This window comes from Tianweitania sediminis, assembly GCF_017813335.1.
In the GTDB taxonomy this organism is placed as follows: Bacteria; Pseudomonadota; Alphaproteobacteria; order Rhizobiales; family Rhizobiaceae; genus Tianweitania; species Tianweitania sediminis.
Genome location: NZ_JAGIYY010000012.1, coordinates 20,366 through 47,068 on the forward strand (window position 1 = coordinate 20,366; position 26,703 = coordinate 47,068).

A 26,703-nucleotide genomic window follows, 5' to 3' on the forward strand; every position below is an offset into this window, starting at 1 on the left:
CCTTGCCGAACCCAGGAGCAACATGGCGCCCGTTGAAGCGAAGCGGGTTGACATTCTCGATGAGCATGCGCGCGAATTGAAGCGCTGCGGCGGGCAGCACTTTCCGCTACAAAGGCGGCCCTTGCTGCCGGTTGAGAAGGACAAAGATGCACATCAAGATCGAAGAATTGCCGACACTGGTCGGCCGCGAGGTCGGCGTCAGCGACTGGCTTCTGGTGGACCAGGATCGCGTAAACCGATTCGCGGACGCCACCGGCGACCACCAGTGGATACACGTCGATGTGGAACGCGCGACGCGCGAACTCGGCGGCACGATCGCCCACGGATATCTCACCTTGTCCCTGGTGCCCGCCCTCGTGGACGACATGCTGACCTTCGAGCAAAGCTCGCACAACCTGAATTATGGCGCGGATCGCCTGCGGTTCACTGCGCCCGTGAAGGTTGGCAAGCGGGTGCGCGCCCGCAAGACCATCAAGACTGTCGAGCCCCGTGGTGGCGGCTGGCAGATCACCGCTGAAATCAAGATCGAGATCGAAGGTGAAGAAAAGCCGGCGCTGATCATGGACATGCGCACGCTGGCTTTCCCCTGAAGCTTGCTCAGGCAGCAGCAGACGCCGCTGCCGTCCCTGCTTCCAGGAACGGATCGCGCGCCGCGCCTTGCATAGCCTCGCGATATTCCGCAATCAGCCGGGCAACCAGTTCGCCCGCCCCCGGAATATCGGTGATGGTGCCGGTGCCCTGCCCGGCAGACCAGACATTCTTCCAGGCGCGTGCCTCGTTCTGCATGTCGAGCTTGCCATGACCAACAAGATTGTCCGGGTCGAGCCCGGCCGCAACGATGCTTGGCCGCAGGAAGTTGGCGTGAACACCCGAAATGGCGGAGGTGTACAGGATATCCCCCGCCTTTGAAGACAGGAGCATCTCCTTCTGCGCATCGCTAACTGTGGCTTCGCGTGTGGCGATGAATCGAGTGCCGAGATATGCAAGGTCGGCACCCATCAACCGGGCCGCCGCAATCTGCCGGCCATCCGACATGGCGCCCGACAAGATGATGGTGCCGTCGAAGACTTCTTGTATTTCACGGATCAGCGCGAAGGGACTGATGGTACCGGCGTGACCACCCGCACCGGCCGCAACAGCAATGATGCCGTCGACGCCTGCTTCGGCAGCCTTCTCGGCATGGCGGCGGTTGATGACGTCATGGAACACCAGTCCGCCATAGGAATGCACCGCCTGCACCAGGTCTTTCACGGCGCCCAGCGACGTGATCACCAGCGGCACCTTTTTCTCGACCGTGATGGCAAGGTCGGCATGAACGCGCGGGTTGCTCTTGTGGACAATGAGATTGACGCCGTAAGGCGCTGCATCCGGCGTCAAAGCCAGGCGCGACTGGATCTCGTCGCACCACTCTGCATAGCCTTCGCTGGTGCGCTGGTTTAGCGCCGGAAAGGTGCCGAGCATGCCCGCCTTGCAGGTTTCAACCACGAGATCGGGACCGGAGGTCAGGAACATCGGCGCGGCAATCGCCGGGATCTTCAAGCGTCCTTCGAGGCTCTTCGGCATTGGCATGTCTAGTCTCTCCCTGAGGGTTCGTTGCGAGCCGCAAAGCCCTTCACCAGTGTCGCGACACAGGCACTGGCAATTTCTTCTTTGGTTTTTGGTCCGGCCGGATCGTACCAGCGGGAAATTGAGTTCAGCGCACCCAGCGCGGTGAAGGTCATCAGCCGAACATCGCCAGGTGCGATCGATCCATCCGCAATTCCGGCTTCAATAACGCGACGCACCACCGCATCCGTGTCTCGCTTCAAGGCCTTAATTCGCTTCAGGCTTTCCGGAGACAAAGCATGATCCGAAGTGCGCGCCACGCAGGCGCCGAATCCGTCGCTCATCATCACCGCATAGTCGGTGAGCAGAGCCGTCAGTCGCTCCAGCCCATTGCCGCCCGCCGCTTCTGCGGCCTGCGCAGCTTCCTGGATATCCACCAGCCCCCGCCGCACGCATTCAAACAGGATTTCATCCTTGTTGCCGAAATAGTGGTAGATCGTCGGCTTTGTCACGTTAAGCGAAAGCGCCACGTCATCGAGCGATGTCGCATGAAAGCCGCGCTCGTTGAAATATTCCACGGCGCGGACCAACACTGCTTCGCGCTTCAGCGCCCGATCACGCTCGCGCTCATCTGCTTTACGCCACGGAGACGCACTTGCGCGGGGCTTCGCGAGAAGAGGTCGCGCTGGCATGATGCTCCTGGGCTTGTGGATTTCTCTTGCGTAAACGATATACTGGCGAGTAAACAGCTGTCAAACCTTCCTTCAGGAGCCTGTCCATGATCTCCGCAAGTGATCCGATCGTTATTGCGTCCGCCGCCCGCACGCCGATGGGTGGCTTTCAAGGCGAATTGAAGAACCAGAATGCTGTGGCCTTGGGCGCAGCGGCGATCCGCGAAGCGCTTGCCCGCGCCGGCCTTCAGGGCGCCGACGTCGACGAAGTCGTCATGGGCTGCGTTCTTTCGGCCGGGCTTGGTCAGGCTCCCGCGCGCCAGGCTTCGATCGGCGCAGGTTTGCCGCAGTCGGTGCCTGCCTCGACCCTGAACAAGATGTGCGGCTCGGGCATGAAGGCTGCCATGGTGGCGACCGATCTGGTTGCTTCTGGCAGCGCCAACATTGTGCTGGCGGGCGGCATGGAGAGCATGACGAACGCGCCGTACCTCTTGGAAAAGGCGCGTGGCGGTTATCGCATCGGGCACGGACGGATCATCGACCACATGATGATGGACGGCCTGGAAGACGCCTATGACAAGGGCCGCGCCATGGGCACCTTCGCTGAAGACACCGCGCAGCACTACCAGTTCACCCGCGAAGCGCAGGACAACTACGCCCTTACGTCCTTGTCGCGCGCCCAGAAGGCGATCGCAGAAGGCCGGTTCGATGCCGAAATCGTGGCGATCGACATGGTCAAGACGGACGAGCAGCCGGGCAAGGCGCGACCGGAGAAGATCCCGCACCTGAAGCCGGCCTTCCGCGATGGCGGCACGGTGACGGCCGCTAACTCCTCCTCCATCTCCGATGGCGCCGCAGCCCTGGTGATCACCCGCATGTCGGAAGCGGAAAAGCGTGGAATGACACCGCTTGCGATCATCCATGGCCATGCCAGCCACGCGCAGGAACCGAATTGGTTCACAACGGCTCCAGTCTACGCGATGCGGAAGCTGTTAGAAAAAACAGGCTGGTCGAAAGACGACGTCGATCTCTATGAGATCAACGAAGCCTTCGCGGTAGTGCCGATGGCTGCCATGCATGAACTTGGCATTTCCCATGATGTCGTGAACATCAATGGTGGCGCCTGCGCGCTGGGCCATCCGATCGGCGCATCGGGAGCCCGCATCATGGTCACGCTCCTCAACGCGCTCAAGGCGAACGGCCTCAAGAAAGGCGTGGGATCACTCTGCATCGGTGGCGGCGAGGCCACGGCAATGGCGGTGGAACTGGTTTAGGCCCTTTCCACTCCTTCTGCGGTCGCTTATGAAAAATGAGCGACCGCTCAGCGAACGCGGGCGCAGCAGGAGGAGAACTGATGAGCACCGAGAACGCGGCATCCACGGGACAGGGTCAACTGGATCTCGGCGGCTTGGGCGCTTACCTGCGAAGCAGAATCCCTGGCCTTCAAGGCGAGCCCCGCGCGCAGCAGATATCAGGCGGGCAGTCCAACCCCACCTTCTTTCTGTCCTTTGACAACCGAGAACTTGTGCTGCGCAAGCAGCCGGCTGGACAGTTGCTGCCTTCCGCCCATGCGGTCGACCGCGAACACCGCGTCATGTCCGCGCTGGCCGGAAGCGGTGTCCCTGTTCCGGCCATGGTGCTTTACGAAGATGACCCCGCCGTCGTGGGCACCAAGTTCTACGTCATGGAAAGGCTGGAAGGCCGCGTGTTCCATGACAGCCGGTTGGCGGAACTGGCGAAGCCGGACCGTGCGAACGTGTACAACCACCTGGCCACAGTGCTGGCCAACCTGCATGGTGTGGACGTGGAGGCGGTTGGCCTTGGCGACTACGGCAAGCAGGGCAACTACTTTCAGCGCCAGATCGGCCGCTGGACCAAGCAGTGGCACCTGTCCAAGACGCGCGAGATCCCGGAGATCGATGCGCTCGCCGAATGGTTGCCGCAAAACATTCCCGCTGACGAGCGCACCACCATCGTGCATGGCGATTATCGCGTCGGAAATGTCATGATCCACCCAAGCGAGCCGCGCATCGTCGGTGTGCTCGACTGGGAGCTCTCCACGCTCGGCCATCCTTTCGCTGACCTTGCCCACACGGAAACGCTGTGGTTCGTGACACCAGAAGAGTATGGCGGCGTGATGGGCATTGACTATGCCGCAGCCGGCATTCCCTCGCGGGAAGCCTTCGAGGAAGCTTATTTGGAGGCGGCTGGCGAAAGTGAAGGCTTGAAGCCCTTTCACCTCGCCTTCGCGCTGTTCCGCTTTGCGGTTATCTTCGAGGGGATCGCCGCCCGCGCAAAGGATGGTAGCGCGGCGAGTGCGAATGCAGCCGAAGTCGGCAAGCTGTCGAGCGTGCTCGCGGAACGGGCAGCCGATATCCTGTCGGGCGACAAGACCTTCCGGTCCTGAGGGCCTTCACGCCTTCTCCCGCGTGGGAGAAGACTTGGCGAGACTGCTCAGGCCTCGGCGACCGGCCACTTCCAGAAGTCGTCCCCTTCTTCGTTCAAATGGCGGTTCAGCACCATTTTGTGCACCTCGTCCGCGCCGTCCACGAGGCGCGCCTGGCGGGCATAACGGTAGATCCATTCCAGCACCGTATCCTTGGAATAACCCCGCGCACCGTTGATCTGGATGCCCACATCGGCTGCCTGGTGCAGAAGGTTGGCCACATGCACCTTGGCCATGGAGACTTCCTTGCGGGCTCGTGAGCCCATGTCCAAGGCGTAAGCTGCCTTTTGCACCAGCAAACGGCCGATCTCGATCTTCATCGCGAGGTCGCCGAGCATCAATTGCACGCTTTCGCGATCCGCCAACCGCACGCCGAACCCATGACGCTGGTCGGCATAGTCTCGCGCGATTTCAGTGCAGCGCTTGGACAAGCCAAGCCAGCGCATGCAATGCGTCAGACGTGCAGGTCCAAGCCGGATCTGCGTGATCTTCATGCCCTTGCCTTCGGTCAGCAGCAGATCCTCCTCGGGAATTTCCAGTCCGTCGAACTCGAGTTCGCAATGGCCGCCATGCTCTTCCGGCCCCATGATTTCGATGCGCCGCTTGATGCGCCAGCCCGGCTGGTCCTTGTGGAACATGAAGGCCGAAAGCCCGTTGCGCGGGTCGTCGGACGTGCGGGCGATGAGAATGAAATGGCTGGATTCCTCGGCCCCCGTGATGAACCACTTGGTGCCGGTGACCACATATTTGTCGCCGCGCTTTTCAGCCTTGGTCAGCATCATGCTGGGATCAGATCCGCCGCCCGGATGCGGCTCGGTCATCACGAAGGCTGACTTCACGTCGCCGCGCACGATCGGCTGCAGCCACTTTTCCTTCTGGGCCGGCGTCGCGATCTGCTCCAGCACCATCATATTGCCATCGTCCGGCGCGGACGAGTTGAAGATGGCCGGGCCGAAGATCGAGCGGTTCATGGCTTCGTAGCAAACGGCCATGCCGCGCTTGTCGAGCCCCTGCCCGCCCGTTTCCTGCTTCAGCTGCAACGACCACAGGCCCTCGGCCTTGGCCTTTTCGCGCATCTTGTCGAGCAGCGGCAGGTTGATGTTGCCATGCGCGTCGTAGGAGGCCGCGTCACTTTCAAGCGGCAGCACATGGGTGTCGACGAAGTTGTAGATGCGTTGACGGAAGTCCTCGACGCGTGGGGGAATGGTGAAGTCCATCGCTATTGCCTTACAAGGAGGAATTGGTGTGGCCGCCATCCACCACGATGGTGGAGCCGGTGATGTAGGCGCCGGCGTCCGACGCCAGCAGAAGGAGCGCGCCATCGAGTTCGCCCGGCTGCCCCAGGCGGCGCTGGGGAATGCGCTTGATGAGCGCTTCGCCGGGAGCGGTCTTGAAGAAGGCGCTGTTCATTTCGGTCTCGAAATAGCCGGGGCAGATCGCGTTGACGCGGATGCCGTAGCGTGCCCATTCCAGCGAAAGCGCCCGCGTCAGGTGCACCAGACCGGCCTTCGATGCCGCGTAGGCAGACAGTTCATGCGCCACGCGCAGCGCAATAATGGATGCGATGTTGACAATCGAGCCGCCGCGCCCCGCTTGCTGCAGCGCCCGTGCCGCTGCCTGGGCGACAAGAAACGGTCCCTTGAGGTTGACGTCGAGCGTCCCGTCCCAATCGCTTTCCTGCATATCCAGTGAACGCTTGGCGCCGCTCACCCCGGCATTGTTGACGACGATGTCGAACGGTCGGGTTCGCTGCGCAAACAGTGCGTTGATGGACGAGGACTGGCTGACGTCGAGTTTCACCGCATCCGCCACGGCACCGCTCGACCTAAGCGCGTCACGCTCCGCTTCCAGGCTTTCCAGGCGGCGCGCCGCGAGCGTTACCTCCGCTCCATGCCGGGCAAAAAGGCGGGCGAAATGCTGGCCGAAGCCACTCGAGGCTCCTGTCACGAGAACCTGCTTGTTCTTGAGATCGTCGAACATTCCACCTCCAAATGTGAGCGAGCGCTCACTCTATATACTGCACCTGGAGCTGTGGCAAGCTCCCTCTTCTGCAATCCCGCAGCCGGTGGCCGGGGAAATGCAGTCATCAGGGCCAATGACGGCGCGCCGGGATTGTGGCACTCGCACGCGTCGCTCTTGTCGGAAAAGGAGGATCAACGAATGACCCTCAGCATCACCACCATTTTCTTTCTGCTGCTCGCCGGCTTCTTTTCCGGTGTGGTGAACGCGATCGCCGGCGGAGGCACCTTTATCTCGTTCGGCGCCCTGACCCTGGCCGGTCTGCCGCCGATTTCAGCCAATGCGACATGCTCCATCGCCCAGTTTCCCGGCTACGTGACCTCCACGCTCGCATACTGGACCGATATCCGCAAAAATCTGCGCGGCGCCGTCTTGTTTGCGGTTGTGTCGGCCGTGGGGGCGCTGATCGGCTCGGGCATTCTGCTTATGCTCGACAACCCGTCCTTCCGCGCGGTCGTGCCCTGGCTGCTGATTGCCGCGACGGCGCTTTTCGCGGCGGGTCCCTGGTTGAAACCGAAGCAAGGGGTCAACCAGCAGCCCTCCAAGGGCCTTGGAGCCATTGCCCAGTTCCTTACCTCCATCTATGGCGGCTTCTTCGGGGCAGGCATGGGCATCATGATGCTGGCGAGCCTCGGCTTGACCGAGAAAACCACCGATTATCACAAGCTCAATGCGCTCAAGAACCTGCTGGCCGTTGTGATCGCCGCGGTGGCAATCCTTGTGTTCACGGCAGGTGGAGTGGTCGATTGGACGGCAGCGGTCGTGCTGATCCCGGCAGTCGCGGCAGGCGGTTATGCCGGCGTTTGGGTGGCCAAGCGCCTGCCGCAGTCGCTTGTGCGGGGCGTGGTGATCGCCATCGGCATCGCCTTGGCAATCTACTACTTCACGGTCTGAGGCAGGCGCGCTGCCTCAGTAGTCCCGCTCATAAAAGATGCCGACACTGGAGTCGTTGGTGCCGGCCGCGCCGCGCACCTTGAGGTTTTCCGTGACGTCCAGGTTGATGGTGGCGCGCGCATTGCCGCCGGCACCCGCTTCCACGCCGAGGTAGACATTCTCCTGGATGTAGCGCCCGGCACGCACGGCCGCATTGCCTTCGCTGTCGGTCACCACATCGAGGTCGTCGAGCCCCGTGTTGGCCCGAAGGCTGCCCAGAAGCGAGCTGTTGCCGCCGCCCGCCAGTTCCGCAGCGGCTGCGGCAAGCTGGGCGATCTGGAACGCAGAAAGATCGTTGATGCTGCGGTTGAAGATCAGCCGCGCAAGCACCTCATCCTGCGGCAACTCCGGTTGCGACGAGAAGTTGATTTCAACGTCGGACGCACGGCCGGTGACCGTCACGAAAACAGTGATGTCGTCTGCTTCCGAGCGAGCGACGAAGTTGAGGTAAGGATCGAGATCGCCGACCAGCGTCACTTCGCCTTCATCGAAGGTGATGCGCTGCCCCAGGATGCCAACGCGGCCGCGGATCAGTTCCAAAGCGCCCACCGGCTGGATGTTCGTGACCGGCCCGGTGATCTGCACGGAACCGCCGAGTTCGGCATCAAGGCCGCGGCCGCGCACGAACACCTGGTTGGGCGCGTTGATCGTGATGTTTAGGCTGGCGACGCTCGGCCGCGCCTCCGGCACCGGCGTGCCGTCATTCGCCTTTGCGCGGGCCAACGTCGCGCGGACGCCGGGAGGCGGGTTGACGTGGCGGACATCGATCGCGGCCGCACCCCCACCGAAGCTTTCCGGCACGGTGATTTCGGCGCGCTCGACGTTGATGGTTCCGCCGATAAGCGGATCCCGCAACAAGGCGCCGTTGATGGTCAACTGTCCGTCCACCGTGGCAACCAGCAACTCGCCGTCCGCATATCGCGCGTCATTGAGAGTGATCGCGATGTTGACCGGCAAGTTGCTTCCCGGTGCGATGCCGATCGTACCTGACGCAGAAATCGTGCCACCACCAGCGATGGCGCCACTGACCCGCTCGATGGTAACAGTTTGCCCACTGATGCCGACGTCCATCGCTATGTCGCTGATCCGCACATTCGTGTCCGGGTCCACCACTGCAGCACCGGTGGAGGTGATGCGACCCTGAATGTCCGGCTGCTGCAAGCTGCCGGTCACCGATACGTCGGCGCTGACAGTCCCTGAGAGCTGCGTGCCGCGGTCGCCAAGGAACCGGTTGGCAATCGCAAGCGGCGCCTGCGCGTTGATGTCCACCGCAAGCCCCGAACCCGACAACGGGATGCGGCCATTGCCGCTGACCGTAAGCCCCTGCGCACCATTGACAGTCAGGCTGTTCAGCGTGACGGCATTGTCGCCGTAAGCACCGTCGGCTTGAAGCGAGAGCGGCGTGACGCCAGCATTTGCCAGCGGTGCAGCGCTGATGCCGCTTCCGGACAGCTGAAAGCTGGCCGTCGGATCGGCAAGGGTACCACCGACTTGGGCGGATCCGGTAACCGTTCCCGACAGGTTCTGGTCGGGAACAACGGCGTTGAGGATCGCCAGCGGAAACGCGTTGAGCTCCACATTTGCGGAAACTTCGCCACCTTGCAGCGGGACCCGACCGTTTCCGCTCAGGGACAAGCCCTGCGGGCCGCTGATGCTCAAGCTGTTCAGCGTCACCGCGTTGTCGCCATAAGCGCCATCGGCCTCGATCGACAAGGGAGCCGCACCCGCGCGAACAAGCGGTGCGGCGCTGATGCCCGTGCCGGAAATCTGGAAGGTGGCAGCGGGATCGCTGATCGGGCCGGTGACGCGGGCGGAGCCGGTCACCGTTCCGGCAAGATTCTGGTCAGGCAGCACAGCGTTCGCAACGGCGAGCGGAAAAGCGCCAATCGTGACGTCCAGCGCCAACTCGCCTTCGCCGAGCGGCACAACGCCTTCCGCGCGGGCCTCCAAACCCTGCGGACTGGTGATGGCGGCATCCACGGTCAGCAACTGGTTCTGCGTGCTTCCCTCAGCCACGACGTCGATCGACTGCAGCCCCGCTTGCCGCAACTGCGCGGCTGTCAGATCTTCACCCCGAATATCAAACGAGATCTCTGGCGCAGTTCGAGTGCCATTGACCGCCACCGTGCCATCAAGCGTGCCGCCGAGCCCGAGATCCGGGACGATCGTGTTGGCGATATCCAGCGGCAAGGATGCGATCACCAGGTCAAGATCGATCGCTTCTGCGATTTGCCCCTCGGCCTCGATCCGCCCGCCGCCCACATCGAGAGCCACGTCATCAATGGTGATGACGTCATTGATGATGGTCACCGATGCCGGCTGCAGGAGCCGTGCGCTGGTTTGGCCTTGCGTCAGGGCGAGCTCATTGAGCGCCACGCGGAAACCCGTTTGCACGCGCGACAGCGATCCTGCCGTCGTGGCTTCCGTGCCGTTGGCGAGCGCCACGGAGGCGGAGAAATCGGTGGTGTCCCCGTTCTGCCGCGCTTCCGCGTCAAGACGTGTCAGCGTTTGGCCACCCGCAACCACGTCTCGCGCGGCAATGGTTGCATTGCCACCAGGCACGTTGAAGAGGTCAGAGAATTCGGCTTCCACATCCGCACTGCCGAGGCGCACCTCGTTGAACACAAGGTTGCGGACTTCGGCCGTGACATCGCCGTCTTGGTTGCCGTTGACCGGGCGCAGCCGGATTGTGGCGTCGATTGCTCCAGAAGCTTCGGCAAGAAACAGCGCAGCCGCCGTGGAAATGTCCCTCGCCTCCAGTTGCACTTGGCCTTCAAACAGGCCGCTGGACACGATCTGCTCGATGTCGCCCGTGAGTTCGGCACCGCCCGCCGAAAATCGGAGATCGCTGAGCTTGCGAGTGTTGGCGGAAACGGCGACACCACTGGCAAGCTGCACACGGTTTCCGTCCAGGAAAGCGCTGCCCGTGATGTTGCCGTCGAGCAGGTCCGGCAGGCGTACGCCCTCGAAACCGACCTGAGCATCCGTCAGGGTCCGACCGACGAGGCGACCGCTGGGCACGGCAGCGTCAAGCGAAAGGCGGATCACGCCGTCCGTCCCTTGCGCCCGGCCTGCGGCGGTCAAACGTCCGCTGGCCTGCTCCGTCAAGAGAGCAAGGTCGCTCAAGGAAAGGTTGAAGTCGAAGTCGGCTGCACCCGTGGCAAAGCGGCCGTCGGCATTCAGTTCCACTTGATCGTTTGCCACGCGGAAATCACGGGCAACGAGCCCATCCTCACCGCGAGCGATGCCGCCGGTGATGCGCGTTTCGCCTCCGAGCAAGGCATCGGCCGCCGGCGTATCGAGGGACAAGCCGGTGGCTGAACCGTCTAGCGTCAGGTCGAAAGCGCCGCCTGTTGCGTTGACGGTTCCTTCGGCATCCAGGCGCAGTGCGCCGGCGAGGTCGCGCCCGGCAAGCGCCGAAAATGGCGCGATGGAGGCCGCATTGACCCCGATCTGGCCGTCGAAAACGAGATCGGCAATGACGCCGTTCAAGGCAACTTCGAGCCCGTTGCCAGCAAGGTTCGCACGCTCGAGCTGAACGGGCTGGCCGGCGCGCCAATCGCCGGCAACATCCAAAGTGATCTCGTTGCCAAGGGCTTCCGCCACTTCGGGCGACGCGGCATCAAGCCCACGGGCTCCACCATTGACCTGGAAGCTGACACGGCGGGCAGCGGCATCCTGAAGGTTCTGCGCCAGACCGGAAAAGGTCAGTGCAACCTCCTCGCTAGAAAAGCTGCCGGTCTGGAGATCTTGCACAGTCAGGGCTCCGGACCACTGGTCGCTCGCCGTGTCGCCGAAGGAAATCCTGAGTGCAGCGCTTTGAATCGTGTTTTGTCCGGGCACCGGCAGAAGGATCGGCTCGGCGGTTCCATTGTCGACGGTCGCGTTCACCGTCAGGCGCTGCAGGAAGTTGTCGGCGGCGGTTTCTGCCTGTGCGCGAAGCTGCAGTTGCGCGCTGTCGACCTGAAGTTCATCGAGCCGGAAGCCGCCCGCGTCCTTGGAAACACCGCTCGCCTGCAATTGCGTCGACTGGCCGAAGAACGGACGGAACCGCTCCGGGATCAATGCCGCGATCGGCCCGCTCACGGAAGTCGTAAAGCCCAGCCCGAGGTCCTGGCGCCGAAGAGCCAGGTCGCCCGTCAGGATCCGCTGCTGGGCCGCATCGAGCGTCAAGGCAAGGTCGAATTGCTCAAGTGGGCCCTCGCCCTCAACCACGAGGCTGACGGGAGGCCGGTTCTCGATCTCCAGCAGATTGGCGACGATGCCGTTTTCCGGCTCCTGCAGCCTCAAGTTAATGCCGAGGTTCTGCGTTTCGTTCGAGTATGTCGCCGTCAGCGCGAGCTGCCCGCCCGGTCCGTCGAGGCGCGTGACGTTCAGCGCCGTGTCAAGCGACCCGTCCGCCAGCTGAACGCGACCGGTGACCGAAAGTTCGGAAGCAAGGCCGAACACAGTGGGCCCGAAGACCACGCGCGGCACGGTCAGTTCTTCAAGCGTGATCGACACCGGCAGTTCGGGAAGCGCGAACCCGCCACTGCCCGCTTCCGGAGGCGGCAAGCCTTCTTCCGGCAGGGGCTTGCGCAACACCTCGATGCGCTCCGCCGCCAAGGTGGAAATCTGGAGGCGGCCGAGCAGAAGAGCCCGGCGCGTCCAGTTGATGCGCGCGTTGATGATGCGCAGCCATACGCCTTCGCGGTCGGCGATGGTGATCTCGCCGATCGTGGCATCGGACGACAGCGCCCCCTGGATGTTGTTCAGGCGGATCTGTCGGTTGGGCGTGGAAAGCTGATCTTCCAGCAGTCCAACCAGATAGGAGCGCTCCTCCTCGGGTGTTTCATCCTGCGCGAGTGCAGGAAACGCGAGAAGCAGAATTGCGAGGAGAAGAGCGAGAATTCGTGTCAAAACGCCTGTCCTATGCCGAAATAGAAGGCAAAGCTCGGGTCATCGTTGCCCGGGTTCAGCGGAATGGCGACATCGGCGCGAATGGGGCCGAGCCCGGTAAGGTAGCGCAGGCCCACGCCCGCGCCGAGCTTCACGTCTTCGTCGAAGCTCGGAAACGACTCTGCGCCGACATATCCTGCATCCACGAAGCCCACGAGCCCGATGGTTTCGGTGATGCGTCCGCGCAGTTCCACGGACGCTTCCATCAGCGAGCGTCCGCCGATCAAGCCGCCATCGAAGGTTTCGACCCCGATGCCCCGGAACTCATAACCGCGCACAGAGCCGCCGCCGCCAGCGAAGAACAGCCGGTCCGGCGGCACTTCCTCGATCGGCGCACCGGCCAGCGAGCCGATCTTGAGGCGTCCTGCGGCAATCAGCCGGTTGTCATCGCCGAACCCGTAATAGGTCCGCCCTTCCAGCGTCGCGCGTGCAACGGCATTGCCGTAGTTGAACTCGAAAAAGGGCTCCACCATCGCTTCCACGAAGAAGCCTTCCGTGGCGTCCGCCTCGTTGTCACGCGTGTCATAGGTGAGCGTGCCAGGGAGACCTACCGTGATGAACTCACGGCTGCCGAGATCGTCGTCGAAGCGAGACGGCCCGCCGCTCAGGAAAAGACTGCCGGAAAGCTCTTCACTGAAGATGTGGTTGAAGCCGACCTGCGCGGTCACAGCCGTGCGGGTATAAGGGTCAAGCACCTCGCGATCGCCGAACAAGGAGGCCACGAAGTTCGTGTCAGGTGTGTAAACGCCAGGCTTCGTGAAGGTCGCACCGACACGGTAAGTAAAGGCCGTCGGATCGAAACGGCTGCGTTGGGGCTCGTCGCGCGAGCGGTCGACGACATCGGCGCCGATGCCCGCAACCTTGGCATCGAAGCGCAGGCGCTCCGCACGGCCGAACAGGTTGCGGTGCAGCCAGTAAGCCTCCACACCGGCGCCATCGAGCGTCGAATAAGAGGCGCCGACGCCGAAACGGCGCAGCGGACGCTCTTGCACGATGACGGCGAGCGGCAATTCGCCGTTGGCGCCGATCGCCTCGCCTTCCTCGATGCGCTGCGAGCGAAACACTTCCAAGCGCGCGAGCCGGTCGTTGGCGCGCTTGATGTCGTCCGGATCGAACTCTTCGCCGCGGCGCAGATCCGCCATGTAGGCGACAAAGGCGGGGTCCATCCGCTCTGTGCCCTGAACGCTGGTGGTGCCGTAAACGGCGCGCCGTCCGGGCTCCACAAGCAGCGTCGCATCGAGCGTGTTGCTGTCGTGCGCCGCCACCACTCTGCGTTCGGCCACTTCAGCCTTGGCGTGCCCCTGTTGCCGCCACGCTTCAACGGCGAGGTTTTCCGCCTGCAGGATAACGCCCGACTTTGCCACCTCGCCTGGCACGAAACCGTTGTCCGACGGCAGCTCCACCCGGTCGCGCCGTTCCGTGGCCGGTGGCGCCTGGTTGACGATGTCTGCGCGGCCAAAGGTGAAGGACGGCCCGGTTTCAACCGAAACGACAACGCTGGCCGGGTTGTTCAGGGCCGCATCTGGCGGAACATCGGCGGCCTGACGGCCGTCAACAAGGATGGAGATGGTCGGGCCGTAGCGGCCCTGGGCGTAAAGCGTTCCGAGCAGCCGGCGATAATCGCCTCGTGCCTTGGACAGGAGGCCGGAAGCGCCGGACGCAGGCTCCTCACGGTCACCCCAAAGATTGGAAGCGCCCTTGAGCGTGTCTTCGAGGTCCTCGTCGTCGGATGCAACGTTGAAGGTGATCGTGTAAGGCTGCGGTTGGCCGATCGGCACATCCTCCGGATCGGCTTTCCGCTCGAAGAACTTGATGCCGAAAAGCTCGAAGGCTGCCGCAGGGGGAAGCGCAAGGGCACTTGCCACGAGCACGGCCGCAACCCGCAAATTCCAGCTACGCAACGCCTGAAAACGCATTGATTGTTTGCACTCGCACGTCCATCCCGCCCAAGTTATAGCTGTTCGGGACGTTGAAGCAGCACGAAAACGCAGCTTCCCGTCAATGTTTTCCGTGACTTCGGCAAGACTGCCACACTTGACGCCTGCTGAAACGCCTTATTTCGCGGCCTCCTGAACCGCTGTTCGGAAGCGCCGATTGTCCACCGCAGCCGCAAGCAGCGCCTGGGTGTAAGCGGCGCGCGGCGCCTCGAAGATCTCTTCCGCAGGACCTTCTTCGACGATCTGCCCGTGCCGCATGACGATGATGTAGTCGGCCATGGCGCGCACAACAGCGAGGTCGTGGCTGATGAAGATGTAGGACAGGTCGTGAGCTTCCTGCAGGTCGCGCAGCAGGTCCACGATCTGCTTTTGCACGGAACGGTCCAGGGCCGACGTGGGCTCGTCGAGCACCATCACTTCCGGTTTGAGGATCAGGGCTCGGGCGATCGCGATACGTTGGCGCTGGCCGCCGGAAAACTCGTGCGGGTAACGGTTGCGCATGGCAGGATCGAGTCCGACCTCGCGCATTGCGGCGATGGCACGGCGGTCACGCTCGCTTTTCGACAGGTCCTTTTCGTGCACGATCAGGCCTTCGGTGATCACCTGCCCCACCGTCATCCGAGGTGAAAGCGAGCCGAACGGATCCTGGAACACCAGCTGCAGTTGACGTCGCAGCGGTCGCATTCGCGCGCGATCGGCATGGCTGATGTCTTGGTTCTTGAATTCGAGCGAGCCGGATGCGGGCAGAAGGCGCAGCAATGCACGCCCAAGCGTCGACTTGCCAGAGCCAGACTCGCCTACGATGCCGATCGTCTGCTTGCGCCGCAGCGTGACGGACACGCCATCAACCGCCTTCAGCAGTGCTTCTTCTCCGCCCCAGCTTCGGCCGAGCGAAAAGTGAACGCCGATGTCGCGGCCGGAAAGCAGGCGCGGCGCTTCGGGGTTGGGCGGAGCCTTCCGGCCGGTCGGCTCTGCTTCGAGCAGCATGCGCGTGTAGGGATGGGTCGGTGCGGCAAAAAGCGGGCCGGTCTCGCCTTGCTCCACAACCTCCCCCGTCTTCATCACATAAACCCGGTCAGCCAAGCGCCTGACAATGCCGAGGTCGTGGGTGATGAACACGATGGCCATCCCGATTTTTTCCTGCAGTTCCGCAAGAAGCGTCAGGATCTGCGCCTGGATCGTCACGTCGAGCGCCGTTGTCGGCTCATCGGCAATCAGGATGTCGGGATCGTTGGCAAGCGCCATCGCGATCATAACGCGCTGGCGCTGCCCGCCGGACAGTTCGTGCGGGTAGCTGTCGATGCGTCGCTCCGGCTGCGGAATGCCGACCAGTTCCAGAAGCTCAAGGACACGCTGGCGTGCGGCGGCACGGCTGCCGCCACGGTGATGAAGGATAGGCTCCGCGATCTGGCGTCCGATCCGGTAGAGCGGATCGAGCGACGTCATCGGCTCCTGAAAGATCATGGTGATCTTCTCGCCGCGAATGCGGTTCAGCCGACGTTCCGGTAAACCGATCATCTCCTGGCCCCGGTAAAGCGCGGAGCCTCCCGCGCGGCCGTTGGACGCCAGAAGGCCCATGATAGCCATCATGGTTTGGCTTTTGCCCGAGCCGGACTCGCCTACAAGCGCGACGGTTTCACCGCGCGCCACGTCGAGATCGACACCTCGGACAGCCTGTACCCAGCCGTCAGGGGTGGCGAAGTCGACGGTAAGCCCACGCAGGGAAAGCACTTTTTCGCCGGCCATTCAGCGGTCCTTCGGGTCGAGCGCGTCTCGCAAGCCATCGCCGAGGAAGTTCAGGGCAAACAGGATCACGGTCAGCGTCACTGCGGGGTAAAGCAGGAGCCAGGCCGCACCCCGCATGTTGGACGCCCCTTCGGCGATCAAAAGGCCGAGGCTGGTGAGCGGTTCCTGCACGCCAAGACCAAGGAAGGAAAGGAGGCTTTCCAGCAGGATCGCTTTCGGCACCAGCAGCGTGACGAACACCACAACCGGTCCAAGCGTGTTCGGGATGACATGGCGCTTCAAGATGCCCGCGCTGGAAACGCCCATCGCTTCCGCCGCCTGCACATATTCCTGCCGCTTGATGGTCAGCGTCTGCCCGCGCACGATACGCGCCATGTCGAGCCACTCGGTGAAGCCGATCGCGATGAAGATCAGAACGAAACTTCGCCCGAAGAAGACAACGAGCAGGATCACGAAGAAGATAAAGGGCAGCGAATAAAGCACGTCCACAACACGCATCATGACATTGTCGATGCGCCCGCCGAAATAGCCGGCGATCGCGCCATAGGTCACGCCGAGCGCCAACGCCATGAAAGACGCCAGCAAGCCAATTGCCAGCGAGATCCGGATGCCGATCAGGATACGCGCAAGGAGATCGCGGCCATTGGCGTCGGTGCCAAACAGAAAGCGCAACCGCTGGACGTCGGCCACCATGAACCCGCTCGACGCTCCTTCCGCTAACGGGTTGCCGTCTGCATCCTGCAGGCGCGCATTGTCGAACAGATCGGAACGGTCGACATAGCGTGTAATGCGCGGGTCAAGCGGCTCGTCGTCCGACACGGGCGCGCGCACCACCGAACCACTCAGTTCGACGTCGCCGATCGTGATGCGTGCCCGCTCCAGGGCGCTTTGGAAATCCGGCACGATCCGGTCCTGTTTCGGATACGCTTCCAGACTTGCCGGCACCCGCACATACTGTGGATAGATCTGATCATAGGAATGCGGAACAAGCCACGGCCCGATGAAGCCGGCCAGCGCCAGGAGAAGGAGCACGAGCGCACTGGCCACGGCGGCGCGGTTGCTCCGCAGCCGCAGCCAGGCGTCCTGCCAAAGCGAGCGACCGGCCCCAAGGCTCGCAGGCTCCTCGACCTGCTCGGAAAGGACATGCTCAGTCATACCGCACCCGCGGGTCGAGCCAAGCGTAAAGAATGTCGACGATCAAGTTGAACACGATCACGAAAAGCGCGATCACCACCACGGTCCCCATGACCAGCGTGTAGTCCCGCCCCAGCGCCCCTTGCACAAAGTACCGGCCAATGCCGGGGATGCCAAAGATGGTTTCCACCACAACCGATCCGGTCAGCAGGCTTGCCGCAGCGGGTCCGAGATAAGAAACAACCGGCAGCATGGCCGCCCGGAGCGCATGAACGCCCACCACGACCCGCGTCGGCAGCCCGTAAGCCCGCGCGGTGCGAACATGGTTGGAGCGCAGCGCCTCGATGGTGGCGCCTCGCGTCAACCGCGCCACGACGGCAATCTGCGGCAGCGACAGGGTCACAACAGGCAGCACCATGTGTTTCCAGGTACCCCAGCCCCCGGCGGGCAACCAGCCCATCATCACGCCGAAGGCGAGGCTGAGGATCGGCGCGATCACGAAGGTCGGGATGGTGATGCCGAAGGTCGCCGTCCCCACCACGAGGTAATCCACCCAGCTGTTCTGGCGCAGCGCGGCCAAAGCGCCGAGAACGGTTCCGACCAGAAGCGCAATCAGCATAGAAAGTGAGCCGATGGTGATGGAAACCGGCAAACCGACGCGAAAAAGATCGACCACGGAGAAGTCGCGTCGGGTGAAGCTTGGGCCAAGGTCGCCCTGGGCAAGATTTCCAAGATAGATCAGGTACTGATGCCAAAGCGGCTTGTCGAAATTGTAAGCGCGCTCGAGATTTTGCATGATCAAAGGATCGAGCGGACGCTCCAGATCAAAGGGGCCTCCGGGCGCCAGGCGGATCATGAAAAAGGCGATGGTGACGATCACAAACATCGTCGGCACGGCGCCAAGGAGGCGCCGCAACACATAAGCGGCCATTCAGGAGCTCCCTCGCACCGCGGCAGCACGGTGGCGGCGCTGCCGCCGCCACCGTGTCCTGAATCAGTTCGCGACAGACATCCAGCGGGTCGGATGCTGGTTCATGATGTTGTCTTCCCACCCATTGAGCTTGGACGACACCAGCGAACCGGACGAGTAGTAAAGAATCGGAATGGCCGGAACTTCCTTCAGGAACAGCTCCTCAGCCTGCCGCAGAACCTTCGCGCGCGCCTCGATATCGTTTATCATTGAGGCTTCCGTCATCAGCTTGTCGTAGTCGGCGTTTTCCCAGCGCGGATAGTTGAAGCCGAGATTGGCGCTTTCAAACAAGAACAGGAAGTTCTGCGGGTCGGAATAATCGCCGATCCAGCCAGCACGCGTGATGTCGAAGTCGCCGTCGTTCTTCATGTAGTCGAAGTAGCCGGTGCCTTCCATTTCCACGATGGTCGCCGTGATGCCGATGTTCTTCAGCATGTCGGCAATGGCCGTCATCGTGTTCTTGTGGTTCTCGCCGGTATTGTGGCGCAGCTCCACGGACAGCGAGCCTTCGGCAACGCCTGCTTCTTCAAGCAGCTTCTTGGCTTCATCCTCCCGATCCAGAATGTCCTGGTCCTTGTAGGGCAGGTGAACGGGCTCCGGATAATTGTCGATGCCGGGCGGCACAATCGAGTAGCCCGGCAGCATGGAGTCGCGCCAGATCTCCTTGGCCAGGAAGTCGCGGTCGATCGCCATGGAGATCGCCTGACGAACCTTGGCGTCCTTGAGCTTGCTACCCTCCTCGCCTTTCACTGGCAGGTAGTAGGTGCCAAGGTAAGGCACCACGTGGACCTGTTCGCCCAGCTTCTCCTTCATGTAGTCCATTTGGGCGCTGTCGAGATCCGAGCAGGACAGAACCTCACCAGCCTCGAAGCGGCGAAGGCAGGTGGCGCGCTCTTCGAAGGGAATCCAGTTCACCACGTCGATCGCGACGTTTTCCGCATCATGGAAGTGCGGGTTCTTGCGCATGACGATCTTGTCGTTCGGCGTGAACGCCTCGAGCATATAGGCGCCGTTGGTCACCATGTTGCCCGGCCGCGTGAACTCGTTGCCGAACTGCTCCACCGACTTCTGATGGATCGGGAAGCCAGTCTGGTGCGTCAGCAACTGCAGGAAGTAAGGCGTCGGTGCGTTGAGCTTGATCTCCAGCGTGCGGTCGTCGATCGCTCTTGCACCGAGTTCCGACGGTTGCTTTTCGCCCTTGTTGATCGCCTCCGCATTTTCCATCACGTAAAGCATGTTGGCGTAGGGCGCTGCGGTTTCCGGGTTCTGGATGCGCTGGTAGGCGAACACGAAGTCACTCGCGGTGACCGGGTCACCATTGGACCACTTCGCGTCTTCCCGCAGCTTGAACGTGTAGGTGAGGCCGTCTTCGGAAACTTCCCAGCTTTCCGCGACCCCGGGAATGACCTCCGCCTTTGCGTCGCCGACCACCAGACCCTCGTAAAGGTCGCGCATCAGATTGCCCTCAGCGACCGTGGAGGTCTTGTGGTGATCGAGCGTGGTCGGGTCGGTGTCGTTGCCCCGGTTGTAAACGACCTCGGCCTGCGCATTTGCGGCCATCGGCAAGCTGGCAACAAAGGTCGCAGAAGCGAGGAAGGTTGCTCCCATAAGCGACTTCAGCATGTTGAACTCCCCTTTTCTTGTTGCGCTTCGGTTTGCCGAAGCTCCTGACACACGACAATAGCGGGGGACGCGCGGCGGTCCATACAAATCGTGCAAGAAGCGCAACCAGCGTGACTCCTTTGCAACGCGGGAACGAGGCTTCGCCATTTCGAATCCGTGACTTGCAAATGTCTTTTGACACGCGAATCCCAGCCGACTACTTTGATCCCGAATCGAATGGCAGCAGCGGAATAGGCCAGCGCGGAGGGGTTCGCGCGGGTTTCTCGGCCCACTGCTGACAAGGGCGACGAAAGTTGCTTCGAGATTTGTTTCCGCCCCTTTCGCAGCGGCAGGAGCGTGTTTCCCGCGTAAGTGTTCCTCAGGCGTTCTTTGCGCTGCTTCTTCATTGGAGCGGTTGTGCGGAGCTTTGCCTGATCCTGGGTTGTTCGAAGGCAAGGCTGCGCATGGCGTGCGGCCAAGGGGGATGTTGATTTCTGATGGTTGCTGCCGCGCTCGCTGTTTCTCAACCGATTGCCGTGGTGTCGACGCGCCGCGATCTGATCGAGTTCATGCGGCAGATTTGTCGGGATGTCGGCGCCGATCGCTACATGCTGGTCGACCTCACGGTCCGCACGGGCGAACAAGCGCGCATCGTCGCCTCCAACTGGATTTTCGACGCCATCGACATGATCGGCATCGATCTGATTGCAAAGGCAGCCCGCTTCGGCAGAACCACCGAACCGGGCCATCAGCTGTCATCCGAGGAAGTCGAGCTTCTTGCGCAACAAGGGCATGTGGATGTGGTGGGCGTGCCGGTTCGCGCCGGACGCGCTCGCTACGCCCTCCTTCTTTCCGCGGAAAAGGCGGGCAGCCTTCTGTCGCGTGCCGTGGCAAAGGTGGAACTCCTGTGCAGCTATGCTCTGTCGCTCTTGTCCGGCAAGCAGGGCTTTGAAACGCAGGTCGACGCCCTGTCGGATCGGGAACGGGAATGCCTGTCCTGGGTCGCCGAAGGTAAGACCACGGAAGAAGTTGGCGTCATTCTCGGCGTGTCGGGGAGCACGGCCAACAGCTATCTCACCAGCGCCATGCAAAAGCTCGGCGCTCGAAACCGCGCGCTCGCCATCGCCACCGCTATCCGCTCTGGCTTGATCTGAACCTGCGATGCATCTGGGCTCAGCCACAACAAGCGCAAGATTCTCTCTTGCCACTCCTGCGGCAACCGCAGTCTACATGCCGGTTTATCGCGAGCTTCTGGAACTGGCGGAAGGGCTTGGTGCTTCGGACTTCTGCCTGGCGACGATCGGCTCCGACCGGCAGCGCAAGCTCACCCCCATCATGGATGCCGCCTTTCCTGACGCGGCCGTGCTGACCCAGCAAGTTGCAGCGGACGTTTCGCCGGCGATGCTGCGGCACGCCAGCAATTCCACCATCGTCGCCTGGTGGGCTGCGCCGCGCCATTCGGCTGTTTCGGCGTTCGAGCGCTTACGCTGGGTGGTTCGCACGGTGGCGATCGGCTCGGCTCGCGCAGGGCTCGTGATGCCGCTTTACGCCGGCCGTTGCGAGCACGGCATGCTGGTTTTGACTGGAACCGACTTCGCCGTGTGCGACGATACGCTGGCGGCCGCCCATCTCCAGGCGCTCGAACTGTTCGATCGATTGTTGAAGCTGCGTGCTGAAATGTCGGGTGGAAATCCCAAGCTGTCCCGGCGCGAGCTAGAATGCCTTCGCTTGACGGCGGAAGGCCAAACGAGCGACGAAATCGCCACGAACCTTGGTTTGTCCGTCCACACGGCAAACCAGTATCTCAGCAACGCGACCCAGAAGCTCGACGCAGTGAACCGGATGCACGCCGTCGCCAAGGCGCTGCGCTTCGGCCTGATCGATTAAGTTTATTCGGCCGCCTGCAAAACGGGCGGCGACTTGCGGATCCGGGCATGCTCGATCATGGCTGCGAGCTGCCGGGTGTTTTCCTGCGGATCCGGCGTCGGCTTGTCGAACGACACGTAGTTGACCTCCACGCCCGCTTTCTTGTCTTCCATGGCCAGCGTGAAATAAACCGTGGCCCCCTGCGGCCGCAGTTCCAGATCAAGCTTGATGCGGGGAACTTCACCCCAGTTCACCAGAGCTTCGCCGCCATGGCCGAGCTTCAGAGTACCGGGCATGAAGTAAAGTTCGGCGGCGGATTCAACGATATCGGCAATGGAAGCGAACTGCTCGAAGCGGATAAAGGCGAGATAGTCGCTCACATCCACCATGCGAAGCTCGGTCACGACTTCGCTGATAGCCGTGGCAACGATGATCTCGCGCGCTTCTGAATGGTCTTGTCGGTTCATGGCCTGACCGCAGCTGTCTTCTTGTTGTAGATGATGCGGACAAGTTCCGCGACCGCCTGGTAGAATTGAGGCGGTATAACCGTATCCACCGAAACTTGTTTGTACATGGAGCGTGCGAGCGCCACGTCTTCGAACACTGGAATACCGTTGGCTTCTGCGATCTCGCGGATCTTCAGGGCGACCAGATCCTGTCCTTTCGCCACAACCACCGGCGCTGCATCTTCGTCCCGGTTGTAGCGAAGCGCAATGGCGAAGTGGGTGGGGTTGGCGATCACCAGCGTCGCTTTGGGCACCGCGCCGATCATGCGCTGGCGGGCGCGGTCGCGTGCCACGGAACGAATGCGCATCTTCACCAGCGGATCGCCTTCCGCCTGCTTCATCTCGTCCTTGACCTCCTGCTTGGTCATGCGCAGGTCCTGGAACCAGTGAAAGCGCGACCAGATCAGGTCTGCCACCGCAATCACGATCATGATCATCGTCATGGCCGTCAGGAGATCGAGCGAGATGTCGCGGATCACGGCCCCAAACGCCGCCGGATCGGTGATCATGCCTGATAGAAGTTGAGTGTCGGCCTGCCGCATGGCCATAACCAGGAAGATGCTGGCGAAAAGCACCTTTGCCACCGACTTGGCGAACTCTACCCATCCCTGGGCACCGAACATTCGGCTCCATCCCTTCACCAAGGAGATGCGCTCCATCTTCGGCGTGATTCGATCGAGCACGAAGCGGGGCGCGTTCTGAAGGATGGACGCCAGCACACCGGCCGCCACGAGCAGGCCCATGATGAGACCCGTGGCCTTTGCCACTTCCCAGGCAACAAGGCGTAGCAAAGCTTCAACGTCGTGGGCGGTGCCGATCGTCCAGGCTTCCGGCTGCTCGATGAATACGGTGAGGAATCCGCCCAGCTCCGCGATGCTGCGCTCGGCAAAAAAGAGGGTGAACGTCAGGATAGCAAGAAAGGAGGCGAGGATCGGAGCTTCGCGGGAAAAAGGTAGTTTGCCCTTCTCAACGGTGTCGCGGATCTTTTTCTCGGTGGCCGCTTCGGTTTTGCTGTCCTTGTCGGGTGCATCATCGGCCATGGCTGATGCTCACGCGGACGCGATCAAGCGGCTTGCTGCAGGTTCGGCAGTTCAACAACGCCTTCCTGCGCCAAGCGGAGCGCTGTGGACGCGATTTGCTTGCGCGCCTTGAGGATCTCGTCGGCCGGCACGTTCTCGCCGCCGGACGCAAGTTCGGCTTCGATCATACGACGCGAGCGAGCGCCGATGGCCGACAAAACCGCTTCGGCGAGCGGACCGGGCGCACCGCGCAAGGCAAGCGTCACGAGTTCCGTGGAAACACCATCGAACAGGGAAACGCGCGAGCGTTGGCTGAGAAGCGCGATATCTTCGAAGGAGAACAAGCGGGCGCGAATGGCCTCCACATCACGGCTGCCGGTCGCCGCCAGGTCGTCCATGACCTCGTCGAGCGCGTCCTTGTCGAGTTCATTGAGCAGGCTGGCCACGCGGCTATGTCCAGCAGACGTGTCCTTGCCAGCGCTTTCAGCCAACACCTGTGCCCGCAGCCGGTTTTCAAGAATGCGCAAGGCTGCCGGCGACGTTTGCCCGAGCGACACCATGCGCTTCACCACCTCGCCACGCACCGCCTTGTCCAGGAGAACCACGACTTTTGCCGCAAGCGGAGGAGAAAGCTTTGAAAGCACCAGAGCCGTGGTCTGCGGATGCTCGCTTGCCACAAAGGCGGCAAGTCGGTCCGGGGTCACCGCTTCCAGCTGCTCCCACACCGACGCCGACTGATCGCCGGCTTTCATCGAAGGCTTGCCCATCAGGGCGTTCATTTCTTCCGGTGACAGATGCTCGCTGACCAGCGTGTCCATCTTGTCGCTGGAATCGAGCAGGCCGGCACCTTCGGTGAATTCAGCCTCGAACTCTGCCACGATCTTTTCCAGCTCGGCCTGTGGAATGGTGCGCAGAACGCGCGCTGCATCCACCAGCGCCTTCAGTTCTTCCTGCTTGAAGAACTTCAAGAGCTTCGCAGCCGACGGCTTTCCCATCGCCACCAGGATTGCCGCGGCCTTCTGCGCTTTCGTGAAGGTGGTCAGCTGTGACATCGAGGGGTCGCTCAGGCGCTCCGCGTGGCTTGGATGATTTCCGTTAGGCGGATGCCGAAGCGCGAGGTGTCGCTTTCCATCACGGTGATCTCGCCGCGCGCAATCATACGGCCGTTCACCACGACGTCCACCGGCTCGCCGATCCGTCGGTCGAGCGCAACAACAGAGCCCTTCTGCAACGCCATGAGGTCAGACACCGGCATGGACGCGCTGCCCAGCACCATTTGAACATCAACGGGGATGTTCATGATGACATTGTTGTTGCGCGGCTTGGCTGCCGCAGCCGGAGCCTGGGCAACTCCGCCCTGCCCTTCGTGCAGAACACCCTTCAGCTCCTCGATCGCCTTGTTGAGCTGATCTTCCTGAGCGGCAAGTTCCGTATCGTCGACCATTGGCTGGGTTGTCATTCAAGTCGCTCCGTCAGCCTGGCAACAGGCCATCGATGAAGTCCTTGCGGGCATCGAATTCCTCCGACACGCGCACTGTGTAGTTTTGGCCGAGCTTGCCGAATTCGCACACGAACAAGGTCCGTCCGCGCGAAGACAGCTGCGTGCTCGCTTGCGCCCCTTCCGGCAGCGCCAGCACTTGGCCGACCTCCAGATCGGCGATTTCGCCGAGCGTCATCCGCTCCATGGCAAGCGTTGCCCTGAGATCGACGGTGGAGCGCATGATCTCTTCGCCAAAATGCGCGCCCCACCGGGGGTCTGCTGCGTTTGCTTCTCCTTCCGGCAGCGCGCGATGCTTCAACAAGACACGCTGCGGCATGGTGAGGCTGATCGTGCCGCTCCCGCCCGGCAACAACAGCCGGAAGCGAAGGGTCACCGCAGGACCGTCGCGCAAGCTGCGCTTTGCGAGTTCCTTGCCAGCAAGCGGCTCGGGTATCGGAAGCTTGATCGTCATGGAGCGCTCGCCCGACCCGTTGATCACGCGGGCAAACACCTCGAAGGTGAGCGCGATAACGTCGAGTTCCGTGGCGGTGGGCTCCCGATCGATCGGCGTGATCGGCTGGTCGGGCTCAGCCCCGAACAATGCAGTAACAAGAAGCGCTGCGGCGGCGGCATCGCTCACAAGCACCAGCGCGTCGGGGGACGTTTCCGAAGCGGCCACGGCCATGGTGCCGAAAGTGCCCTCCGATGGTCGCGCCTGCGCGAAGCGGCCAACCGTCACGTCATCGATCTCCACGTCAACGGCGCTCGCAAGCTCGGCATTCAAGCTTTCGCGAAGCGCAGGAAGCGCGCGCTCGGCCAAGGCCCGCCCGGCTTGCGCCACGCGGTCCGGCTCGCCTGTTTCGCCCGTCAGCTGTTCGATGATGCCCTTCTGCATCATTCCTGCGAGGGGATTGGTTGTGGATTGAAGAACCGCCGCCATCCGATCAGGCAGCCTTCTTTTCCGGCATGTTCAACGTGCTTTGTTCCACCGCGTCGATGGACGGACGCTCGTAGGTCGAGATGGTCTTGCGTCCGAACTCGATGGCGACCTGCGGCAGCGAGCCGTTCATGTAGGCGATGAGGCTTTGCTTCACGATCACAAACAGGCGGTTGTTCTTTTCGCGCACGACCTTGATCTTCGTCGCGATCGGAGCGCAAACGCAATAGGAAAGGAAGATGCCGAGGAAGGTACCCACAAGAGCGGCGCCGATCAGCCCGCCGAGGATCTCCGGCGACTGATCCAGCGCGCCCATGGCTTTCACGACGCCCAGCACTGCAGCCACGATGCCGATGGCGGGGAAACCGTCGCCCACTGCTGTCATGGCATGGTAGGGCTTCAGCGAGTCTGCGCGGATGGTCTGAATTTCTTCGTCCATCAGCGCTTCGATCTCGTGGCTGCGCGCATTGCCGATGATGATGAGGCGGCAATAATCGCAAATGAAGGACGTCAGGGTCTCGTTCTTGAGCACGGTCGGAAACGACTGGAAGATCGCCGATTCCTTGGGATTGTCGACATGGGCTTCAACCTCGTTGCGCGGCTTGGTCTTGAGTTCGCGCATAAGGCTGTGCAGGACGCCGAGCGTTTCGAGGTAAACCTTTTCCGTCGGTACCGCCTGCTTGAAGGCTTCAAGCGTGGCCTTTCCGGTGTCCTTCACGACCTTCATCGGATTGGCCACAAGGAAGGTGCCGAACGCCGCGCCGACGATGATCACGACTTCCCACGGCTGGACCAGCACTTCAACGTGCCCGCCCATGGCCATGAAGCCGCCGAGCACACAGCCCAGCGTCACGACAAATCCGATCAGAATGCCCACGGCAAGCCCTTACCCGTCCATTGAGCTTCGGGTCTAAGAGCTCTCGCTTGCGTGAGGCTTGAAGTCGGCCGCCAGCC

22 protein-coding genes are annotated in these 26,703 nt (G+C 62.2%); 6 read left to right on the top strand and 16 right to left on the bottom strand.

Annotated elements, in window-relative coordinates:
- The first annotated feature begins 146 nt into the window (after positions 1 to 146).
- The gene (locus J5Y06_RS21360; protein WP_209337237.1) at positions 147 to 590 is read left to right on the top strand and encodes a MaoC family dehydratase; all 444 of its coding nucleotides are present in this window, start codon (positions 147 to 149) and stop codon (positions 588 to 590) included.
- Positions 591 to 597: 7 nt separating this feature from the next.
- Here J5Y06_RS21360 and J5Y06_RS21365 read toward each other — a convergent pair whose 3' ends face one another.
- Both J5Y06_RS21365 and J5Y06_RS21370 read right to left on the bottom strand, forming a co-directional pair.
- The gene (locus tag J5Y06_RS21365) at positions 598 to 1,569 is read right to left on the bottom strand and encodes an NAD(P)H-dependent flavin oxidoreductase (RefSeq protein ID WP_209337238.1); all 972 of its coding nucleotides are present in this window, start codon (positions 1,567 to 1,569) and stop codon (positions 598 to 600) included.
- 2 nt (positions 1,570 to 1,571) lie between these two features.
- A complete protein-coding gene (locus tag J5Y06_RS21370; protein WP_209337239.1) occupies positions 1,572 to 2,237 on the bottom strand; it encodes a TetR/AcrR family transcriptional regulator in 666 nt (221 codons plus the stop codon).
- Between the two features lie 86 nt (positions 2,238 to 2,323).
- Here J5Y06_RS21370 and J5Y06_RS21375 point away from each other — a divergent pair, with 86 nt between their 5' ends.
- Both J5Y06_RS21375 and J5Y06_RS21380 read left to right on the top strand, forming a co-directional pair.
- A complete protein-coding gene (locus tag J5Y06_RS21375; RefSeq protein WP_209337240.1) occupies positions 2,324 to 3,490 on the top strand; it encodes an acetyl-CoA C-acyltransferase in 1,167 nt (388 codons plus the stop codon).
- A gap of 80 nt (positions 3,491 to 3,570) precedes the next feature.
- Complete coding sequence (locus tag J5Y06_RS21380; protein WP_209337241.1) at positions 3,571 to 4,623, top strand: phosphotransferase family protein; 1,053 nt, start codon at positions 3,571 to 3,573, stop codon at positions 4,621 to 4,623.
- A 47-nt stretch (positions 4,624 to 4,670) separates the two neighbouring features.
- On the opposite strand, the gene J5Y06_RS21385 is transcribed toward J5Y06_RS21380, so the two are convergent.
- Both J5Y06_RS21385 and J5Y06_RS21390 read right to left on the bottom strand, forming a co-directional pair.
- Positions 4,671 to 5,879: an acyl-CoA dehydrogenase family protein gene (locus J5Y06_RS21385; RefSeq protein WP_209337242.1), complete on the bottom strand. Its 1,209-nt coding sequence runs from the start codon at positions 5,877 to 5,879 to the stop codon at positions 4,671 to 4,673.
- Positions 5,880 to 5,889: 10 nt separating this feature from the next.
- Positions 5,890 to 6,642, bottom strand: coding sequence for an SDR family NAD(P)-dependent oxidoreductase (locus tag J5Y06_RS21390; RefSeq protein WP_209337243.1), 753 nt, complete (start codon positions 6,640 to 6,642; stop codon positions 5,890 to 5,892).
- A gap of 180 nt (positions 6,643 to 6,822) precedes the next feature.
- Here J5Y06_RS21390 and J5Y06_RS21395 point away from each other — a divergent pair, with 180 nt between their 5' ends.
- Positions 6,823 to 7,575, top strand: coding sequence for a sulfite exporter TauE/SafE family protein (locus J5Y06_RS21395; protein ID WP_209337244.1), 753 nt, complete (start codon positions 6,823 to 6,825; stop codon positions 7,573 to 7,575).
- 15 nt (positions 7,576 to 7,590) lie between these two features.
- On the opposite strand, the gene J5Y06_RS21400 is transcribed toward J5Y06_RS21395, so the two are convergent.
- The 6 genes from J5Y06_RS21400 to J5Y06_RS21425 all read right to left on the bottom strand — a co-directional run bounded on the left by J5Y06_RS21400 (position 7,591) and on the right by J5Y06_RS21425 (position 19,962).
- Complete coding sequence (locus J5Y06_RS21400) at positions 7,591 to 12,513, bottom strand: translocation/assembly module TamB domain-containing protein (protein WP_209337245.1); 4,923 nt, start codon at positions 12,511 to 12,513, stop codon at positions 7,591 to 7,593.
- On the bottom strand, positions 12,510 to 14,468 hold the full coding sequence (locus J5Y06_RS21405) for an autotransporter assembly complex protein TamA (RefSeq protein WP_209337246.1): 1,959 nt from the start codon (positions 14,466 to 14,468) through the stop codon (positions 12,510 to 12,512). Before J5Y06_RS21405 ends, J5Y06_RS21400 begins: the two co-directional genes overlap by 4 nt.
- Before the next feature lie 138 nt (positions 14,469 to 14,606).
- A complete protein-coding gene (locus J5Y06_RS21410; RefSeq protein WP_209337247.1) occupies positions 14,607 to 16,235 on the bottom strand; it encodes an ABC transporter ATP-binding protein in 1,629 nt (542 codons plus the stop codon).
- Positions 16,236 to 17,390: an ABC transporter permease gene (locus J5Y06_RS21415; protein ID WP_209337248.1), complete on the bottom strand. Its 1,155-nt coding sequence runs from the start codon at positions 17,388 to 17,390 to the stop codon at positions 16,236 to 16,238.
- Positions 17,383 to 18,300: an ABC transporter permease subunit gene (locus J5Y06_RS21420; RefSeq protein WP_209337249.1), complete on the bottom strand. Its 918-nt coding sequence runs from the start codon at positions 18,298 to 18,300 to the stop codon at positions 17,383 to 17,385. Before J5Y06_RS21420 ends, J5Y06_RS21415 begins: the two co-directional genes overlap by 8 nt.
- A gap of 63 nt (positions 18,301 to 18,363) precedes the next feature.
- Positions 18,364 to 19,962 carry a peptide ABC transporter substrate-binding protein gene (locus J5Y06_RS21425; protein WP_209337250.1) on the bottom strand — a complete coding sequence of 533 codons (1,599 nt, stop codon included), beginning with the start codon at positions 19,960 to 19,962 and terminating at the stop codon, positions 18,364 to 18,366.
- A 476-nt stretch (positions 19,963 to 20,438) separates the two neighbouring features.
- Here J5Y06_RS21425 and J5Y06_RS21430 point away from each other — a divergent pair, with 476 nt between their 5' ends.
- The gene (locus tag J5Y06_RS21430) at positions 20,439 to 21,095 is read left to right on the top strand and encodes a helix-turn-helix transcriptional regulator (RefSeq protein ID WP_245248246.1); all 657 of its coding nucleotides are present in this window, start codon (positions 20,439 to 20,441) and stop codon (positions 21,093 to 21,095) included.
- A 76-nt stretch (positions 21,096 to 21,171) separates the two neighbouring features.
- Positions 21,172 to 21,828 carry a helix-turn-helix transcriptional regulator gene (locus J5Y06_RS23185; RefSeq protein ID WP_245248248.1) on the top strand — a complete coding sequence of 219 codons (657 nt, stop codon included), beginning with the start codon at positions 21,172 to 21,174 and terminating at the stop codon, positions 21,826 to 21,828.
- A 2-nt stretch (positions 21,829 to 21,830) separates the two neighbouring features.
- Here the strand turns inward: J5Y06_RS23185 and J5Y06_RS21440 are convergent, their stop codons facing one another.
- Genes J5Y06_RS21440 through motA form a run of 6 tightly spaced genes read right to left on the bottom strand, consistent with a single transcriptional unit; the run spans position 21,831 to position 26,626 of the window.
- Positions 21,831 to 22,274: a hypothetical protein gene (locus J5Y06_RS21440; protein WP_209337251.1), complete on the bottom strand. Its 444-nt coding sequence runs from the start codon at positions 22,272 to 22,274 to the stop codon at positions 21,831 to 21,833.
- Positions 22,271 to 23,353, bottom strand: coding sequence for a flagellar biosynthesis protein FlhB (gene flhB / locus J5Y06_RS21445; RefSeq protein WP_209337252.1), 1,083 nt, complete (start codon positions 23,351 to 23,353; stop codon positions 22,271 to 22,273). Before flhB ends, J5Y06_RS21440 begins: the two co-directional genes overlap by 4 nt.
- Positions 23,354 to 23,376: 23 nt before the next feature.
- Positions 23,377 to 24,384: a flagellar motor switch protein FliG gene (locus J5Y06_RS21450; RefSeq protein WP_209337253.1), complete on the bottom strand. Its 1,008-nt coding sequence runs from the start codon at positions 24,382 to 24,384 to the stop codon at positions 23,377 to 23,379.
- 11 nt (positions 24,385 to 24,395) lie between these two features.
- The gene (gene fliN, locus J5Y06_RS21455; protein ID WP_245248250.1) at positions 24,396 to 24,791 is read right to left on the bottom strand and encodes a flagellar motor switch protein FliN; all 396 of its coding nucleotides are present in this window, start codon (positions 24,789 to 24,791) and stop codon (positions 24,396 to 24,398) included.
- A 13-nt stretch (positions 24,792 to 24,804) separates the two neighbouring features.
- Positions 24,805 to 25,752, bottom strand: a complete 948-nt coding sequence (locus tag J5Y06_RS21460; RefSeq protein ID WP_245248251.1) for a FliM/FliN family flagellar motor switch protein — start codon at positions 25,750 to 25,752, stop codon at positions 24,805 to 24,807.
- A gap of 4 nt (positions 25,753 to 25,756) precedes the next feature.
- Positions 25,757 to 26,626 (bottom strand): flagellar motor stator protein MotA, encoded by an 870-nt coding sequence (gene motA / locus J5Y06_RS21465; RefSeq protein WP_209337254.1) that lies wholly within the window; start codon positions 26,624 to 26,626, stop codon positions 25,757 to 25,759.
- Between the last annotated feature and the right edge of the window lie 77 nt (positions 26,627 to 26,703).

Coding starts and splice junctions, on each gene's coding strand:
- J5Y06_RS21370 (WP_209337239.1), bottom strand. CDS start 2,237: ATGCCAGCGCGACCTCTTCTCGCGAAGCCCCGCGCAAGTGCGTCTCCG.
- J5Y06_RS23185 (WP_245248248.1), top strand. CDS start 21,172: ATGCCGGTTTATCGCGAGCTTCTGGAACTGGCGGAAGGGCTTGGTGCT.
- J5Y06_RS21440 (WP_209337251.1), bottom strand. CDS start 22,274: ATGAACCGACAAGACCATTCAGAAGCGCGCGAGATCATCGTTGCCACG.
- J5Y06_RS21380 (WP_209337241.1), top strand. CDS start 3,571: ATGAGCACCGAGAACGCGGCATCCACGGGACAGGGTCAACTGGATCTC.
- J5Y06_RS21410 (WP_209337247.1), bottom strand. CDS start 16,235: ATGGCCGGCGAAAAAGTGCTTTCCCTGCGTGGGCTTACCGTCGACTTC.
- J5Y06_RS21390 (WP_209337243.1), bottom strand. CDS start 6,642: ATGTTCGACGATCTCAAGAACAAGCAGGTTCTCGTGACAGGAGCCTCG.
- J5Y06_RS21385 (WP_209337242.1), bottom strand. CDS start 5,879: ATGGACTTCACCATTCCCCCACGCGTCGAGGACTTCCGTCAACGCATC.
- J5Y06_RS21395 (WP_209337244.1), top strand. CDS start 6,823: ATGACCCTCAGCATCACCACCATTTTCTTTCTGCTGCTCGCCGGCTTC.
- J5Y06_RS21430 (WP_245248246.1), top strand. CDS start 20,439: ATGGTTGCTGCCGCGCTCGCTGTTTCTCAACCGATTGCCGTGGTGTCG.
- J5Y06_RS21365 (WP_209337238.1), bottom strand. CDS start 1,569: ATGCCAATGCCGAAGAGCCTCGAAGGACGCTTGAAGATCCCGGCGATT.
- J5Y06_RS21415 (WP_209337248.1), bottom strand. CDS start 17,390: ATGACTGAGCATGTCCTTTCCGAGCAGGTCGAGGAGCCTGCGAGCCTT.
- J5Y06_RS21450 (WP_209337253.1), bottom strand. CDS start 24,384: ATGTCACAGCTGACCACCTTCACGAAAGCGCAGAAGGCCGCGGCAATC.
- J5Y06_RS21360 (WP_209337237.1), top strand. CDS start 147: ATGCACATCAAGATCGAAGAATTGCCGACACTGGTCGGCCGCGAGGTC.
- J5Y06_RS21420 (WP_209337249.1), bottom strand. CDS start 18,300: ATGGCCGCTTATGTGTTGCGGCGCCTCCTTGGCGCCGTGCCGACGATG.
- J5Y06_RS21460 (WP_245248251.1), bottom strand. CDS start 25,752: ATGGCGGCGGTTCTTCAATCCACAACCAATCCCCTCGCAGGAATGATG.
- J5Y06_RS21405 (WP_209337246.1), bottom strand. CDS start 14,468: ATGCGTTTTCAGGCGTTGCGTAGCTGGAATTTGCGGGTTGCGGCCGTG.
- J5Y06_RS21375 (WP_209337240.1), top strand. CDS start 2,324: ATGATCTCCGCAAGTGATCCGATCGTTATTGCGTCCGCCGCCCGCACG.
- flhB (WP_209337252.1), bottom strand. CDS start 23,353: ATGGCCGATGATGCACCCGACAAGGACAGCAAAACCGAAGCGGCCACC.
- J5Y06_RS21425 (WP_209337250.1), bottom strand. CDS start 19,962: ATGCTGAAGTCGCTTATGGGAGCAACCTTCCTCGCTTCTGCGACCTTT.
- fliN (WP_245248250.1), bottom strand. CDS start 24,791: ATGACAACCCAGCCAATGGTCGACGATACGGAACTTGCCGCTCAGGAA.